The following is a 17,031-nucleotide window of genomic DNA, read 5'->3' as shown; positions in this document are numbered from 1 at the left end:
CTGATGTTGAAGCAACCGAAAAGCAATCGTAAGGGAGCGCGGTTTTCGTGCATATGCATGTGCATCTGATCCGAATGCTGGAAGTAATCTTTAGCATATTGGCGCTGCTCGCCATCTGGTATTCATTTGCGAATTTCACCAATATCAAAAGGATATTTATCGGCAGACCGATGCGGACCAAGGAGCTGAATGCGCAGCATACGAAGCTTTTCTGGATGCTGGCGCTCCCCATTTTATCCGCCGATTTGTATTCGTCGGTCGCATACGGGCCGGAAGCCGGCGTTACCGAGCTTATCGGCTTGGGACCTGCAGCAAAATGGTTCATACTTCCGATAACCATTGCCTCAGTAGTATTGCTGGGAATTCTTATTTTGTCCTATATTATGGGGGTTATCGCGTATCCGGGCGGCGGAGGAGCCTACGCGATCGCCAAAGACAATTTCAAGCGGGCATGGCCCTCGTTAATAGCTTCCAGTTCCTTATTGGTGGATTATGTGCTGACGGTTGCCGTATCGGTATCGGCGGCGGTGGAAGCCGTATCTTCCGCATATCCGGCCGTCCAGCCGTTTGAAACGACGTTAGCGATGGTCGTCGTGCTGCTCTTGGTGCTCATCAATTTGCGCGGCGTCGCCGAATCGGCCGTTATTTTTGCCTGGCCGACATTTATCTTCATGGCATGCATGGTTGTCTTGATCGCGACCGGCTTGCTGGATGAAGTCCGGCACGGTTTCGTTCAGAGCACTACCCCCGCTTTCGGCACATTTCCGCAAGGCTTGACGACTTTGCTGATTTTAAAGGCGTTCAGTTCGGCTTGTTCGGCGCTGACCGGCATCGAAACGATCTCCAATGCAGTGCCGATTTTTCGCGAGCCGAAACAAAAAAGCGCGATCAAAACGTACATCGCTCTAGGCGTTATTACAGCCGTTACATTGCTCGGCTTTGCGTACCATCTGTACGTCAAGGGGATTGCTCCCGACCCGAAAAACACGATGCTATCGCAGTTGGCAGGAGGCTATTTCGGACACGGGGGAATTTATCAAATCATCATTTGGTCAACGTTCGTCGTCTTGATCCTGGCGGCAAACTCTACTTTTACCGGGTTTCCGCAGCTGTCGGCGATCGTCGCGGCGGACGGATATTTGCCGCGCGCCTTGACGAACCGGGGAGACCGTTTAGGGTATTCGAACGGAATTTTGGTGTTAGCCGCGCTGGCAAGCATATTGATTATATCTTTTCGCGCTCAAACGAATGCCCTGATCCCGCTCTATGCGATTGGCGTCTTTCTCTCGTTTACCGTGGCCCAAATCGGACTGCTTCGCCGCTGGAAAAGGGTAAAGGGGCCGAATTGGCCCCTGAAATTTGCCATCAACCTTGCAGGCTCGGGATTAACTGCGGTTGTGGCGATCATATTTGCCTTTACCAAATTCGTTGACGGCGCATGGGTCGTGCTGATTGTTTTGCCTCTGATCATTACCTTCTCGTACATTGTGAAGCGGCATTACACCCAGGTCGCATTGGAACTAAGGATCGATCCCAAAGAAACGCATCCGACCCGGCATCGCGTCATTTCCATTGTTTTGGTATCCGGGATACATCGCGTTGTGAACAATACGGTGACTTTCGCCAACAGCCTGGGTACCGAGGTCATAGCTGTATACGTAGGTTTCGATGACGAGTCGATCGCCAAAATGGAAACGAAATGGAACGAGTGGGGGAGCCCTTGCCGATTAGTTACGCTCAAAAGCTCGTACCGTTCCATCCTCGAACCGATCTCGCGCTTCATTCAGACGCTGGAGCGGTGGGAGGGCGGCAAGCCCGACCATATCCATATTATTGTCCCGCAATTTATACCGAAAAAATGGTGGCACAACATTCTTCATAATCAAAGCGCGCTGCTTCTTCGCGCCTGGCTCTTCAGGCACAAAGACGTCATCATTACGACAGTGCCCTATCACCTTCAAAAGTAAATTCAGCGGACGGCGCCGGTTCGCGCAAGCGTCGAACGGGCGTATTCGGACGGTGACATGCCCGTCGCTTTTTTGAAGTCGCGGGAAAAGTAATGAATGGTTGCGTAGCCGAGCATGGCGGCGATTTCGGTAAAATTGTACTGTTTTTCGCGAATGAGCGTTTTGGCCTCTTCGATTTTGAGCTGCTTGAAATAGTCGAGCGCCCCTGAGCCGGTATGGGCCTGAAAAATTTCTTTCAGCCGGCTTTTGCCCAGATGCACTTCCCCGCACAGCTCTTCGAGCGACAAAGAGCCCGACAGGCGGCTCTTCATGTAGGAAACGGCCTGCTGCACGATGCGATGCTCGGCTTTGTCCCGCTGCAGCGAAGACGGCCGCCGCGCCGGCTGCGCCGCCGGAGCTTCTTGCCGAAGACGGATCAGGCGAATCATTAAAATTTCCAAATACGACTTGAACACTTGTTCGCTCGCCAGCGGCGCCTGCGGATTACGCGTCAGCGTATGAACGGCCGGGTCGTCGAAAGGGGGCTGAAAAGCGGTGAACCCTTCCTGCAAAATGAGCGAAAGCAAGTTGCGCTCCTGGTCGCCTAGCGAGAGTATCCGGTTTTCCAAATGACGCATAAGCGGCGAGCCGCACTCGAACGAAATGACGATCAAATTGGGCGGCTTATGGTCGTGGCCGACATGAACGGTATGAAATTCTTCCGGTTTATGAAAGACGATCATGCCTTGCTTCAAATCGAACGTGCGGTCGTCCGCACGGACTCGCACTTCGCCTTTATCGACGTATAAAAATTCCCAAAAGTCGTGCTGCTCGCCTTCGAACGCGAATCCTTTCGCATATTCGAAATAATGGAACGAAACGAGCCTCGGAATGGAAAGCGATTCGGTGAGCGGCAGCCTCTGGAATTCCCCTTGCATCCGGACCATCCTTTCAAACGCATGGCTACATGATTATATTAGCACAACAACAGTGCAAAAAAATCGGCTTTTTGGATAAAGGCTAGCAGGCGCGCCTCTTCTATAATGAGGAGTAAAGAGGCGTTTAGCTGGAGGAATGACGTCGAGCACATGAAGCGACGTAACACCGCCAGCTAAACGCCAAGGAGGCGCTAGAGATGAAAAAAGGGATCAATATGTGGTCGTTTCCCGGCAATATGGATGTGTCCGCTTGCATGAAGTGCGCCAAGGACGCAGGATTCGAAGGCATCGAGCTGGCGCTGAACGAGAGCGGGCCGCTTAGCCTGGAAAGCACCGCGGACGAAATTCGCGGTTACCGCAAGCTGGCGGACGATATCGGGATCGAGCTATCGAGCTTGGCGAGCGGCTTGTACTGGAGCTATCCGCTTACAAGCACCCGGGCGGACGTTCGCAGCAAGGCAAAGGACATCGTGAAGAAACAGCTGGAGTTTGCGGAGCTGCTCGGGGTCGATACGATTCTTGTCGTTCCCGGCGCGGTCGGCGTCGACTTTATTCCGGATGCGGAAGTCGTCCCCTACGACGCCGCTTACGACTATGCGCTTTCGGCGCTGTCGGAGCTGGCCCGCGAAGCCGAAGCGCATCGCGTCGCGATCGGCGTCGAGAACGTATGGAACAAGTTTTTGCTGTCGCCGCTGGAGATGAGGGATTTTATCGATAAAATCGGTTCCGACTACGTCGGCGCTTATTTCGACGTCGGCAACGTGGTGTTCGCGGGCTACCCGGAGCACTGGATCCGCATCTTGAACAAGCGGATCAAGAAAGTCCATTTCAAGGACTACCGCCGCGAGTCGGGGGGCTTGTCCGGGTTCGTCGATTTGCTGGCAGGCGACGTGAACTATCCGGAAGTCGTCAAGGCGCTGCGGGAAATCGGCTACGACGGCTATGTGATCGCCGAGATGATTCCGCCTTATAAGCATCACGCGACGCAAATCGTGTACAATACGTCGGGCGCGATGGACGCTATTTTGGAAAGGACGGTGCGCTAATGCTCACGATCGGATTAATCGGACTTGGCTTTATGGGCAAAACCCACTTGGAAACGTATCTTCGCCTCGAGCGGGAAGGGCTGCCGATCCGCGTCGCGGCGCTGTGCGACATCGACGCAGAGAAGCTGGAAGGGCGGTCTGCCGGCGGCAATATCGATACGGGCGGCGCGGCGATCGATTACGACCGCTTCGCCAAATATGTGTCGGTTGAGGACATGCTGCAGAACGAACAGCTGGATATGGTCGACATTGCGCTGCCGACTTATTTGCACAAAGATGTGACCGTACAATGCTTGAACAGCGGCGTGCACGTGCTTTGCGAGAAGCCGATGGCTTTATCGTCCGACGAATGCGACGCGATGATCCACGCTGCGGAAAAGAATGGCAAGCAGCTCATGATCGGGCAATGTTTGCGCTTCTGGCCGGCGTACGAATATTTGAAGGCGGCCGTTGACGAAGGCACGTATGGCAAAGTGACGGGCGGGTACTTTTTCCGCGGCGGCAGCACGCCGACGTGGGGGCCGTGGCTGTTGGAGAAAGAGAAGAGCGGCGGCGCCTTGGTGGACATGCACGTCCACGATATCGACATGATTCACTGGCTGTTCGGCAAGCCCGAGGCGGTTTCCGCCCAAGCGCGTAACGTCATCCCGGGCAGCGGCTACGATATCGTCTCGGCTCATTACAAATACGCGGACGGCAAAGTGGTGGGTGCCCAGGCGGATTGGACGCTGCAAGGCGACTTCGGCTTCGAGATGAGCTTCCGCGTCAATTTCGAGCGCGGCAACATCGTGTTCGGCGGCAGCGGGCTGAGGGTGAACCCGGCCGCGCGCCAGGATTCGCTCCGGAGCTTTCCCCGGATATGGGCTATTACTTCGAGCTGAAATATTTCGTGGAATCGCTGCTCCGCGGTACGCCTGTCGCTACCGCGACGCCGGCCAGCACGAAGGGCAGCATCGAGATTATGGAGGCGGAGATCGAATCGGCCGACAAGCTGGGAGAATGGGTGAAGGTGAAGTAAGAATTATGGCAAGCAGCCCGGCGCCGGAGCCGGGCTGCTTTTTTGTCCGTTTCGCGCGCAAAAAGATTCGTGATATGATGGGTGCCATAGAAGCCAACAAGGAGGCCTTTCATCATGATTCGACAACATCCGATCCGGCCAATGACGAATTTGCTGCGCGGCACCCGGATTCCGAGACGGCTGCTCGCTTCTTTTTTGCTGCTGTCGCTAGTTCCTATCGGCATCATCGGTTATTTCGCCTACCGCCAATCTTCCGAGGCGCTCGAGTCCAAGATCGGCACGTATTCCGTCGAGATTATGAAGCTGCTCAAAACGACGATGCGCGCAGAGGAACAAAAAGTTGAGCTGCTGAGCAACCAGATCATTTATCAGGGGGCGGTCCAGCAAGCGCTGACCAGCTACCGGACGTTAACGGAAGCGGATAAGGCGTCTCTCGCCACGACGGTCAATCTGATGCTGTCGGACAAGTCGTCGCTGCTGGAAAACATGCGGACGATGAGCATATACACGTACGACGGCGAGGTGCTCTACGATTTCGGTTACGAAGCGCTAAAGCAACAGGACGTAAAGCGCTGGATGAAACAGATTGACGGCAATATCACAAAGGACATTTGGACGTATGCCGCTACGGTCAAAGGCACCGATTGCATTTTGTACGGCCGGCTCATCTATTCGCAGACGCAATCGGGAACGCCGATCGGCTTTATTTTGATCGCCGTCGACGAGCGCATGTTCTACAACCTGATGAGGAATATCGACATGGGGGCCGGCACGGTTCTCTCCGTGCTCGACGGCAGCGGAACCGTGCTGTCCAGTCTGGAGACTCCTCTGTACAAAGTCGGGGAACGCGAGCGATACGGGCTCATGAACAAATTGACCGCCAGCAGACATCAAGGCGAACCGACCATCGTGATGGATATGCCCGGGGGCCGGTATCTCGTCGCTTCGGATTACAACAACATTGCGGACTGGTACGTCGTCAGCCTGGTGCCGTTCTCTTATTTGGGGCGGGAGTCGGATCAGTTTTTGCGCGCCCTGCTCGTCGTGCTGGCCGTGCTCGCCGCCGCTTGCCTGCTGCTGGCGCTGCTCATCGCGAGAAGCATCTCGAATCCGCTCGATAAGCTGGTCAAGCGGATGGAACGGGTCAAGCAGGGCGACATCGAGTCCGAAGTCGACGATCCGTACCGCGACGAGCTAGGCTATTTGTCCCGAACCTTCAACAGCATGATCCGGCAAATCGGCCGTTTGATCGAGCAAGTGAAGGACGAACAAAAGCAGAAGCGGGAAACCGAGCTGCAAATGCTGCAGGCGCAAATCAATCCGCACTTTTTGTTCAATACGCTCAATTCGCTGCGCTGGACCGCGATGCTGAGCCAGGCGGACAGCGTCAGCCGCGGCCTGGGAGCGCTCGCCGAGCTGCTGCGCAGCACGATTGTGGAGAAAAACGAGCTCGTGACGCTGCGCCGGGAAATGCGCAACATCGACAACTACGTGACGATACAGAAAGCGCGGTACGGGTCGTCGCTCGCCGTCGAGTACGATATTCCCGAAGCGCTGCTGGACGGCCTCATCCTCAAGTTTCTGCTGCAGCCTATCGTGGAAAATGCGATCCTTCACGGCATCGGGGACCGGGAAACGGGAGGGCGCATCATCATCTCGGCGGCACGCGACCGCGCTTTGCTGCGCATCGCCGTCAAGGACGACGGCCAAGGCATGGACGAAGCGGCGATGGAAGCGCTGACGCGCAGCGCGAACCGCTCGCAGCTGGCCGGCATCGGCGTGCACAATGTGGCGGAGCGGATCAGGCTCAATTTCGGCGAGCCTTGCGGCATCGAGATCGACAGCCGCGTCGGCGAAGGGACCGAGGTGCGCCTCATCGTCCCGTGGATGAGCGAACGCGAAGGGAGAGATGGCGGCGATGCGCATATTGATCGTCGATGATGAAGCTATCGTCCGGATCGCTCTGAAGACAATTGTGAACTGGGAGGCGCACGGATTCGAGCTGATCGGCACGGCGTCCGACGCGGAGTCGGCGATGCAGACGGTGGAAAAGGAAGCGCCGGATCTTGTCATTACGGATCTCAAAATGCCGGGCCGCAGCGGGCTCGATTTGCTGGCCTGGATGCGGGAGCGCAGTTACGACGGCATGGCCGTCGTGCTCAGCAATTACGGCGAATTCGAGCTTGTGCGGGAGGCGATGAAGCTCGGCGCATTCGATTATTTGCTGAAGGTGACGCTGCAGCCCGAAGATTTGCTGGACAAGCTCGGCAAAGCCCGGGACAAGCTGCTGGCCGAGCGGGAGGCAAGGCAGCAGCAGCTGCGCATTCGCTCGGAATGGAGCGTCAGCCGCCAGCTGCAGCTGCAGCGGTTTTACGCGGAGCTGCTCGCGGGCGAGCTCGAGCCGGCCCGCGCCGGGCGCGAAGCCGAGAGATGCGGGCTGTCCGCCGAGCTCGGCGCCGGGTACGTCATGTTTCTGCGCATCGAGCGGTTCGAGGAAGTGATCGCGACAGGAAAAATCAAAGATCAGAAGCTGCTGTCGTTCTCCGTATGCAACATCGCCGAAGAGGCGCTGCGGGAACAGGCGGCGGCGCGTGCAGCGGTATGGACGCCTCGCGAGTACGTCATCCTCGCCTCCCCTCCCGAGGACGGTATAAACAAGGACAAGCAAATGCATCTGGCCGCGCATTTGGCCGGTTTGCTGACGATGTACCTCAATCTGGAAGTAAGCGTCGGAGTCGGCGGCGCGTTTGGCGGCTGGGGCGACGTGCCGGCAGCGTTACGCCGTACGGCCAAAGCGCTGGACATGCGTTTTTACGATGAGCGACAAATTGTTCATATCGAAGACGCGGTTTTCTCGCAGGAAACGATGATGGATCGGCTGCCGGAGCTGATCCCGCTGATCGGGCAAGCGGTGGAGCGGGGCCTGTTGTCGGAAGTTGGCGATCCGCTTCGCGCCGTGCTGGCGGAAGCGGCGGCAAGACGGGTTGACCCCGAAGCGCTCAATCGGTTCGGCACGCTGCTGTGGGGAGAGCTCACCAACCGGCTGCTGGAACGCATTCCCGCTGGGCACGAGCCGACGCTCAGGGAGCTCGAAGCAGGGCTGCTGGGTGCGGTGAAGCTCGAGCGGCTGCAGGAAGCATGGGCACAAGCGCTGCAAGCCGCCGGACGGATGCTCGCCGAAGCGTCGGAGCGCCGTTACCGCAAGGAAGTGCTGGCCGTCATGGAACTGGTCGAGCAGCGGCTCGCCGGGAAAATATCGCTGGCGGACATTGCCGCCGTCGTCAATTTGAACGAGACGTACTTGTCTCGCCTGTTCAAGCAGGAGACAGGCAGAACGATCGTCGAGCACATTCACCGGCGGAAGATGGACCGGGCCGTCGAGCTGCTGCGCGATCCGGACATGACGGTCGGCGCCGTGGCGGATGCGGTAGGGGTAGACGACCCGTTTTATTTCAACCGGCTGTTCCGGAAATATATCGGGGTCAGCCCGTCCGATTTTCGCAAAAAAGCGCTGGGCAAACGGTAACCGCCATTATGCGGCACGACCGGGCCGCGTTGTCGGAATCGTCCAGTTTTTCGTCAAATCTGTCAATGTCCCGGCCGCTTGTTATGGGATAAGCTTGAAGCGTACAAAATCAACATGGTTTCATAACGGAGGTCACACGAGACAAATGAGCAAACAGGCGAAAACATGGTTGTCCGGCATCGGCGTTCTGACAGCCGTCTCTCTCTTTGCCGCAGGCTGCGGCAACAGCGGCGCAGCCGGCGCAAAGCAGGGAGCCGGGACGGGCGGCCAGGAAGCGAAAAAGCAGCAGGAGCTGAACATCGCCGTATTCGAAGGCGGCTTCGGCAAAAAGTACTGGGAAGACATATCCAAAAAATTCGAGGCCGATCACCCGGGCACGAAGGTCAACATCACCTCCAACCCGAAAATACTTGACGTCATCAAGCCGCAAATGATCGCAGGCAACCCGCCCGATTTCATGTACATTAACGTGACGGACGACGTCAAGGCGATGATTTCGGACAAGGCGTTCGCCGACATCACCGACGTGTTCGACGCTACCGCGCCGGGCGAAAGCGAGAAAATCAAAGACAAATTGATCGACGGCGTGCTCGAGAATGGCAAGCCGTACGGCGACGGCAAAGTTTACCTCGCGCCGACCAATTTGACGGTGCTCGGCTTATGGTACAACAAAACGCTGTTCCAGCAAAAGGGCTGGAAAGTGCCGGAAACGTGGGACGAATTCCTCGCCCTCGGCGAAGCCGCCAAGAAGGAAGGCCGTTCGCTCTTTACGTACCAGGGCATGTATCCGTCGTACAACGAGTCGGTGTTCTGGCCAACGCTCGCTTCCGTGGGCGGTCCCGATCTGCTGAAGAAAATTGCCGATTACGAAGAAGGCTCGTTCCGCTCCGAGCCGGTCAAAAAAGTGCTCTCGGTCTACGATCAGATGGCGAAAAAAGGCTATGTGATGCCGGGGACGGTGGCCATGAACCATACGCAAGCGCAGACGGAATTTTTGCAAGGCAAAGCGCTGTTCATTCCGAACGGCAGCTGGTTCGAAGGCGAAATGAAGGACGCTCCGCGCGAAGAAGGCTTCCAGTTCGGCTTCATGGCGCCGCCTGTATTTAACAAAGGCGACCAGCGCTATGCACTGACGTCGAACGAAATTATGGTCGTACCGGCCAAAGCGAAAAACAAAGATTTGGCCAAAGAATTTATCAAATACCAGTACAAGAAAGAAAGCATCATCCTCAATGCGCAGCTGTCGGGCAGCGTCATGCCGGTGAAAAGCGGAGCCGACATGGTGAAGGACTCGATTCCGAAGTCGACGTACGAAGCGATGAAGGTGTTCGATAACGGCGTCAAGCAATTTCCTTCCAATGGAAAGTAACGCCGCCGACGGAAATCAAAATCAATAAAGATACGTTTTCCCCGATCGGCGGGCTCATCAACAAGGAGCTGACGGTGGATCAATGGATCGACCGCGAGGAGCAAGCGCTTGCCAAAATGCGCGACGCCGCAGCGAAAGCGGGAAAATAATACGGAAACGGAGAAGCCGGTGGAGGGTCCTTCGCCGGCTTCTTGGATTCCGACCGGGATGTGAACGAACATGAACCGCAACTTGAAAACATTTCTTTGGACGTGTACGCTGCCCGCACTTGTGCTGTTTCTCGTGTTCGACCTGTATCCGTTCGTCCGGGCCATACTGATGTCGTTCTACAGCTGGAGCGGGGTCAGCGATGTCAAAACGTTTATCGGCTTCGACAATTACCGCACGCTGCTGCACGACCCGATCGTCTGGAAGTCTTTTAAGAACAACCTGTTTTTCCTGCTCGTCGTGCCCGTCGTCACAATGGGGCTGGCGATGCTGTTCGCCGTTATGCTGATGCGCAGCAAGCTCAAGGAGCGGCTGTTTTACCGCACGACGTTCTTTTTTCCGAACGTGTTGGCGCTTGTCGTCATTTCGATTCTGTGGTCGTTCATTTTCCATCCGACGTTCGGCATATTGAATTCGATGCTGAAGGGCATCGGTTTGTCAGGCTTAACGCACGCCTGGCTCGGCGAGTCGGGCACGGTGCTGTGGGCGCTGGCCGCGCCGATGGTATGGCAGGCGGTCGGCTACTATATGGTGATTTATATGGCTGCCATCGAGGGCATTCCGCCGGATATGTACGAAGTGGCGCATTTGGAAGGCGCTTCGCAATTCAAGCAGTTTCAGCTCATTACGCTGCCTCTTATCTGGAGCGTGCTGCGCATTACGGTCGTCTTTTTCCTTATCGGCGTGTTCAATTTCACCTTCGTATTCGTCCGCATTATGTCGGACGGAGGACCCGACCATGCTTCCGAGGTGCTGATGACGTATTTGTACGGCCAGGCATTCAGCAACGGCAATTTCGGCTACGCGATGGCGATCGGCGTCTTCATGCTGCTCATCACCGTCGTGCTGACGTTCCTCAGCGAAGCGTTCATGAAGCGAGAGGCGATCCAATACTGATCCGGAGGCGGCAAACATGACGAACTTCAAAAGCTTTATGGCGAATTTGCCGGCGCGCATCGTGCTTCTGGCGTACAGCGTGATCGTGCTGTATCCGTTGTTTTGGACCGTTACCGCTTCGTTCAAGACGACGACCGAGTTTTACAAAAACCCGTGGGCGTTGCCGAAGGCGCTCCATTGGGGCAATTATATCAACGCCTTCAACAAGGCGAACATCGGCGCCTATTTTTTGAATTCCGTATTCGTGACGGCGGCGGCGCTGGCGATCAGCACGACGCTGGCTTTTATGGCGGCTTACGTCATCGCCCGGTACGATTTTCCGGTGTTTCAATGGATCCGCAAGCTGTACATGGTCGCGCTTTTCTTTCCTGTGGCGTTCAAAATTGTGCCGCTGTTTCTGCTCCTGAACCAGATTCATTTGCTCGACAGCTTGTGGGGACTCGTCATCGTCTATGCGGCGAGTTCGATTCCGTTTACCGTATTTCTGATGACCGGGTTTCTCGGCAGCATATCGAAGGAATACGAGGAAGCGGCGATGATGGACGGCTGCTCGCGGTTCGGCATTTTGTTCCGTATCATCGCGCCGATGGCGCGGGCGGGGCTCGTAACCGTCATCGTGTTCAATTTTATGTCGTACTGGAACGAATACATTATGGCGCTTTCGTTTATTTCCACCGAAAGCAAGCGCACGCTGACGCTCGGCCTCGCCTACTTGATGGAAGTGCAGCGGTACGCAACGGATTGGGGCGCGCTCTTTGCCGGGCTCGTGATCGTGATGGTGCCGACGATGGTGCTGTACGCGCTATTGCAAAAGCAAATCACGTCCGGACTTAACGTCGGCGGGTTGAAGGGATAAGCTGTGCCGAAGCGAATATATATAACAGTTGACCCCGACAAAACAAAGGAGTTGATGGCGGCGATGGCAGTCGGCAGCCGTCCGAAGCCGACGGCGAGGCAGCTCGAATTCCAGGATTGGGAATTCGGGTTGTTTCTCCATTTTGGCTTGCGGACTTTTTACGAAGGGTACGAAGATTTCGATTCGAGGCCGATGTCTCCGGACAAGTTCAATCCGGCGGAGCTGGATTGCGACGACTGGATCCGCACGGCTGCGGCGGCGGGCATGAAGTATGCCGTGCTGACGGCGAAGCATCATGACGGCTTCTCCAATTGGCCGAGCCGATATTCGTCGTTTACGGTGGCGCAGTCGCCATGGCGGGAAGGGCGCGGCGACGTCGTGGGCGAGTTCGTCGCGGCATGCCGTCGGCACGGGGTGAAGCCCGGCTTGTATTATTCGCCGTACGACGGCTCGGCCGATTTTTACAGCCAAGATGCGCGAGCGTACGACGACTATTTCATTCATCAGATTACGGAGCTGCTGACGGGGTACGGCCCGATCGACATTTTGTGGTTCGACGGCTGCGGTTCGGAAAACCATGAGTACGACTGGCCGCGCATTATCGGCGAAATCCGGCGGCTGGCGCCGGATCTGCTCATTTTCAATATGGGCGATCCGAACTTCCGCTGGGTCGGCAACGAGGACGGCATCGCGCCGTCGAACTGCCGCAACGTCGTCGATTCGACCCGCGTTTCGATTTTGACCGAGCGCCGGGAGTCGCTCGTCGCATCCGTTTGGCTGCCGGCCGAATGCGACGTCCAGATGCGCTCGACCTGGTTTTACAGCGACGGCAATGCCGCCGATACGAAGAGCGTAACGGAGCTGATGGGGCTTTACGAGCTGTCGGTCGGGAGGGGCGCGAACTTGCTGCTGAACATTGGGCCGGACCGCAGCGGCCGGCTGCCGGAGCCGGACGCTTCGCGGCTGCTCGAGTTCGGCGCGGCGATCCGGCAGCGGTACGGGCGCCCGCGGGCACGGCTTGCGGATTGGCGGCGCGAAGGGCGGCGCTGGGTGTACGAGGCGGATGCGCCGTTTTTGCTGGAGCGCGTCGTTTTGCAGGAGGCGCTGGAGGACGGCGAGCTGGTGACAGGCTTTACCGTGACGATCGTGACGGAGAAGTCGGCAGCTTCGGTTCTCATGCATGAGGGGCGGGCCATCGGCCATAAGCGGATTGTCACGCTGCCCCCGGTCAAGGCGCGCGGAGTCACCGTCGAACTGGCGGGCGACGGGGAGGCGGAGCCGAGCTTGCGCGAATTGCTGCTGTTCGAGGCGAGAGCGGCTGCAGCGGAAGCTGTTGCGGAGGCGGAGAAAACGGCTGCGCTGGATGCGGCGGTTGCTTCGGGCGCCGGGAAGGAGGCCTGATCGTTATGAACGGCGGTGCAGATAATCGGCCCAATTTGCTGCTCATTACCGTGGATCAAATGCGCGGCGATTGCCTGAGCGGTCTGGGCCATCCGGTCGTCGAGACGCCGAACCTCGACCAGCTGGCGAGAAACGGCGCCACATTTCGCAACGCCTACTCGGCGACGCCGAGCTGCATACCTGCACGGGCGGCGCTTTTGACGGGGATGAGCCAGACGTCGCACGGACGGGTCGGCTACAAGGAAGGCGTACCCTGGAATTATCCTCATACGATAGCGGGCGAGCTGGCGGCGGCAGGCTACCATACGCAATGCGTCGGCAAAATGCACGTCTACCCGGCGCGCAACTTGTGCGGCTTCCATAACGTAGTGCTGCACGACGGCTATTTGCACCATAACCGGTTCAAGCATCGGAACACCGTGACGGAATGGTTCGACCAAGTGGACGACTATCTCCCTTGGCTGCGGCAGCAGGCCGGGGCACACGCGGATTTGACCGACCTCGGCCTCGATTGCAACGCGTCTACGATGGCTCGCCCGTGGCATTTGGAGGAGCGCCTCCATCCGACGAATTGGACCGTGACGCAGTCGATCGATTTTCTGCGCAGGCGCGACCCGCGCAAGCCGTTCTTCCTGTATACGTCGTTCGTGCGGCCGCACCCGCCGTTCGACCCGCCGGAGGCGTATCTGGACCTGTACGATAACTTGGAGCTGCCGGAACCGCCTGTCGGCGACTGGGCGGCGGCGGGCGATCCGGAGCGCCACGGGCTCAATCCGGTGACGGCGAAAGGCATCGTCCCGGCGGCAAGACTGCGGCGGGCCCGGGCGGCCTACTACGCGCTCATCACGCACGTGGATCATCAGCTCGGCCGCTTGTTCCAGGCGATGGAGGAGTACGGCGTGCTGCACAACACGCTCATCGTGTTCACATCCGACCATGGGGAGCTGCTCGGCGACCATCGGCTGTTCCGCAAAACGTTGCCGTACGAAGGCAGCGCCAACGTGCCGCTCATCGTAGCCGATCCGGGCGGAAAGCTCGGTCTGGCCCGGCGCTCGACGCGATATGAGGTGGCGGAGCTGCGCGACGTGATGCCGACGCTGCTGGACGCCGCCGGAGCGGCAATCCCGGAGTCCGTGGACGGAAGCAGCTTGCTGCCGCTGGCGCGCGGGGAGGCTCCGGCCGGGTGGCGCGACGCGCTGCACGGCGAGCACGAAGCGGGCGAACGCTCCGTGCACTACATGACCGATGGCCGCGACAAATATATTTGGTATTCGCAGACGGGCGAAGAGCAGCTGTTCGATCTCGTGCAAGACCGGCAGGAGACAGTCAATCTGGCGCCGCATCCCGGGCATGCGCCCAGGCTGGAGCGCTGGCGAAAGCGCTTAACAGAAGAGCTGGACGGCCGGGAGGAAGGCTACGTGCAGCAAGGAAAGCTGACGGCCGGCAGGCGGCCGCAGGCATGCCTCAGCCATATGATGTGAACGAATCGGAGGAGAGACAAATAATGAGCATATTCGCGGTAGAAGGAAATCGTTTTACGTACGACGGGCGACCGGTAACGCTGATCTCGGGAGCGATTCATTATTTTCGCGTCGTCCCGGAGTATTGGGAAGACCGCTTGACGAAGCTGAAAGCGTGCGGGTTCAACACGGTGGAATCGTATGTGCCGTGGAACTTGCACGAACCGGAGGAAGGGCGGTTTTGCTTCGAGGGGCTGGCGGACGTATGCCGCTTCATTGAGATCGCGGGCAAGCTCGGCTTGTACGTCATCGTCCGCCCGAGCCCGTACATATGCGCGGAATGGGAGTTCGGCGGTTTGCCGGCCTGGCTGCTCGCCGACTCCGACATCAAGCTGCGCTGCTATCACGAGCCGTATTTGCGCAAGGTTGACGCGTATTACGACGAGCTGCTGCCGAGGCTTGCACCCTTGCTGTGCACGAACGGCGGCCCCATTATCGCCATGCAAATCGAGAACGAGTACGGCAGCTACGGGAACGACACCGGCTATTTGGAATATTTGCAGCAGGGCATGATCCGCAGAGGAATCGACGTGCTGCTCTTTACTTCGGACGGGCCGACCGATTCGATGCTGCAGGGAGGCACGGTGCCGGGCGTGCTGGCTACCGTCAACTTCGGCTCGCGGGTGGCGGAAGCGTTCGACAAGCTGAAGGAATATCAACCGGACAAACCCGTTATGTGCATGGAATTTTGGAACGGCTGGTTCGACCATTGGGGCGAGCATCATCACACCCGCGACGCGCAAGACGTGGCCGACACGCTGGAGCAAATGCTGCAGGCCGGGGCGTCCGTCAACTTCTACATGTTCCACGGCGGCACGAATTTCGGATTTTACAACGGGGCCAATTACAGCGACAAATACGAGCCTACGATCACCAGTTACGATTACGACGTGCTGCTGGACGAGTCCGGGGAGCCGACGGACAAGTTTTACCGGGTGCGGAGCGTATTGGAGAAGTATATGGACATTGGGCCTTGCGCGCTGCCCGAGCCGATTGCGAAGCGAAGCTACGGGACTGTCGCCCTCGGCGAGACGGCGGACTTGTTTGCGAGCCTGGAACGGTTGGCCAGGCCGGTGCAGGCCGTCTGTCCGGAGACGATGGAGAAGCTGGGGCAGGATTACGGCTTCATTCTGTATTCCACCCGCGTATCCGGGCCGCGGAAAGGCGCAAAGCTGCATCTTCAGGACGTCCATGACCGGGCGCAAGTGTATGTGGACGGCGTCTTCGCCGGCACCGTCGAACGCTGGGCGCCGCAGCCTTTAACGCTCGACATTCCCGCGGGCGGGGCGAGCCTGGATATCCTGGTCGAAAATATGGGGCGCGTCAATTACGGCCCGCGGCTGAAAGACAGCAAAGGCATCACCGAAGGAGTGCGCCTCGACAACCAGTTCCTGTTCGGGTGGACGATGCATCCTTTGCCGCTGAAGACGACGGAGTCTCTGCAGTTCGCGGCGGGGGGACAACAGCAGAGCTCCGGCACACCGGTCTTTTACCGCGGAACGTTTGAAGCGGATGACATCGCCGACACGTTCCTCCGTCTGGACGGATGGACCAAGGGCGTCGTCTGGATCAACGGCTTCAACCTGGGAAGATATTGGGAGCGCGGCCCGCAGCGTACGCTGTACGTGCCTGGACCTTTGCTGCGCAAAGGCGCGAACGAAATCGTCGTGCTGGAGCTGCACGGCACTGGGAAAGCGGAAGTCTCGCTGGAAGCTTCGCCCGATTTGGGCGCCCCCGAGCAATAACAGGCAAAACGGCCTGCAGCGGATCGACGACGATCCGGCTCGCGGGCCGTTTTTTCGTGTCGCTGAGCTCTATAACGGTGCTTCTCTTCCGTCGGTTCGGGAAACGCGCTAATCCTTTAGTCGGAGTAAGACGTCTCCTCTTATCGTGCCATGTGCGTCGGCGTGTCAGTAATAGCGCCTCTTATGCAGCATCCCAAGAAAAGCGTCGTCAGACGTCAATACTGGGCCGCAGAGCCATGTTGCCGTTTGAATGTCGGGGAAATACAGCCGAAAGTCGCTAATTGGAGAACATGGTGACGCTGTTACCGCGGCCAAAAGAGAAATATAACGTGGTAGAGACTGCGTTGACTCTGTTAACGACGATTGTTCGCTCAAGACGGAACAACTGGTCGCAAGCAGCTGTTTGCGAATGGTGATTCCTTGATAGCGCCACCAGAGACCCAATTTAGCGACTTTGTGCGCAAGACTCTGCAATTCCGAGGGGGCTGAATGTGGCTGGCTGCTGGCAGCACCGACGCACCGTCGTGCCGCCGTGCCGCACAGCCGTCCAGCGATAATATAG

Annotated in this window: 13 protein-coding genes; 12 read left to right on the top strand and 1 reads right to left on the bottom strand. The window is 57.9% G+C overall.

Annotation, left to right across the window (positions count from 1 at the left end; translation table 11 throughout):
- Positions 1-53: 53 nt before the first annotated feature.
- A complete protein-coding gene (locus SD70_RS07785; protein WP_052487173.1) occupies positions 54-1,967 on the top strand; it encodes an APC family permease in 1,914 nt (637 codons plus the stop codon).
- A gap of 2 nt (positions 1,968-1,969) precedes the next feature.
- Here the strand turns inward: SD70_RS07785 and SD70_RS07780 are convergent, their stop codons facing one another.
- A complete protein-coding gene (locus SD70_RS07780) occupies positions 1,970-2,884 on the bottom strand; it encodes a helix-turn-helix domain-containing protein (protein WP_041047046.1) in 915 nt (304 codons plus the stop codon).
- A gap of 197 nt (positions 2,885-3,081) precedes the next feature.
- On the opposite strand from SD70_RS07780, the gene SD70_RS07775 reads away from it, so the two are divergent.
- The 11 genes from SD70_RS07775 to SD70_RS07730 all read left to right on the top strand — a co-directional run bounded on the left by SD70_RS07775 (position 3,082) and on the right by SD70_RS07730 (position 16,469).
- Positions 3,082-3,930, top strand: coding sequence for a sugar phosphate isomerase/epimerase family protein (locus SD70_RS07775; RefSeq protein ID WP_041047045.1), 849 nt, complete (start codon positions 3,082-3,084; stop codon positions 3,928-3,930).
- A complete protein-coding gene (locus SD70_RS07770; protein WP_331436739.1) occupies positions 3,930-4,811 on the top strand; it encodes a Gfo/Idh/MocA family protein in 882 nt (293 codons plus the stop codon). Before SD70_RS07775 ends, SD70_RS07770 begins: the two co-directional genes overlap by 1 nt.
- Positions 4,790-4,948 (top strand): hypothetical protein, encoded by a 159-nt coding sequence (locus tag SD70_RS39710; RefSeq protein ID WP_331436738.1) that lies wholly within the window; start codon positions 4,790-4,792, stop codon positions 4,946-4,948. The genes SD70_RS07770 and SD70_RS39710 overlap by 22 nt, the downstream gene beginning before the upstream one ends.
- A 114-nt stretch (positions 4,949-5,062) precedes the next feature.
- Positions 5,063-6,889 carry a cache domain-containing sensor histidine kinase gene (locus SD70_RS07765; protein ID WP_041047044.1) on the top strand — a complete coding sequence of 609 codons (1,827 nt, stop codon included), beginning with the start codon at positions 5,063-5,065 and terminating at the stop codon, positions 6,887-6,889.
- Entirely contained in the window at positions 6,867-8,474 is a 1,608-nt protein-coding gene (locus tag SD70_RS07760; protein ID WP_041047043.1) for a response regulator, read from the top strand. Before SD70_RS07765 ends, SD70_RS07760 begins: the two co-directional genes overlap by 23 nt.
- Before the next feature lie 145 nt (positions 8,475-8,619).
- Positions 8,620-9,843, top strand: coding sequence for a carbohydrate ABC transporter substrate-binding protein (locus SD70_RS07755; protein WP_052487159.1), 1,224 nt, complete (start codon positions 8,620-8,622; stop codon positions 9,841-9,843).
- A gap of 219 nt (positions 9,844-10,062) precedes the next feature.
- Positions 10,063-10,947, top strand: coding sequence for a carbohydrate ABC transporter permease (locus tag SD70_RS07750; RefSeq protein WP_041047042.1), 885 nt, complete (start codon positions 10,063-10,065; stop codon positions 10,945-10,947).
- Positions 10,948-10,963: 16 nt separating this feature from the next.
- Positions 10,964-11,803, top strand: a complete 840-nt coding sequence (locus SD70_RS07745) for a carbohydrate ABC transporter permease (RefSeq protein ID WP_052487158.1) — start codon at positions 10,964-10,966, stop codon at positions 11,801-11,803.
- 63 nt (positions 11,804-11,866) lie between these two features.
- Positions 11,867-13,204 (top strand): alpha-L-fucosidase, encoded by a 1,338-nt coding sequence (locus tag SD70_RS07740; protein WP_082053203.1) that lies wholly within the window; start codon positions 11,867-11,869, stop codon positions 13,202-13,204.
- Between the two features lie 5 nt (positions 13,205-13,209).
- The gene (locus SD70_RS07735) at positions 13,210-14,685 is read left to right on the top strand and encodes an arylsulfatase (protein ID WP_041047041.1); all 1,476 of its coding nucleotides are present in this window, start codon (positions 13,210-13,212) and stop codon (positions 14,683-14,685) included.
- Positions 14,686-14,708: 23 nt separating this feature from the next.
- Complete coding sequence (locus tag SD70_RS07730; protein WP_041047040.1) at positions 14,709-16,469, top strand: glycoside hydrolase family 35 protein; 1,761 nt, start codon at positions 14,709-14,711, stop codon at positions 16,467-16,469.
- The last annotated feature ends 562 nt before the right edge of the window (positions 16,470-17,031 follow it).

The organism is Gordoniibacillus kamchatkensis (genome assembly GCF_000829455.1).
Classification (GTDB): domain Bacteria; phylum Bacillota; class Bacilli; order Paenibacillales; family NBRC-103111; genus Gordoniibacillus; species Gordoniibacillus kamchatkensis.
Note: the sequence above shows the minus strand (reverse complement) of the source record. Positions and strands in the feature narration are given on the sequence as shown.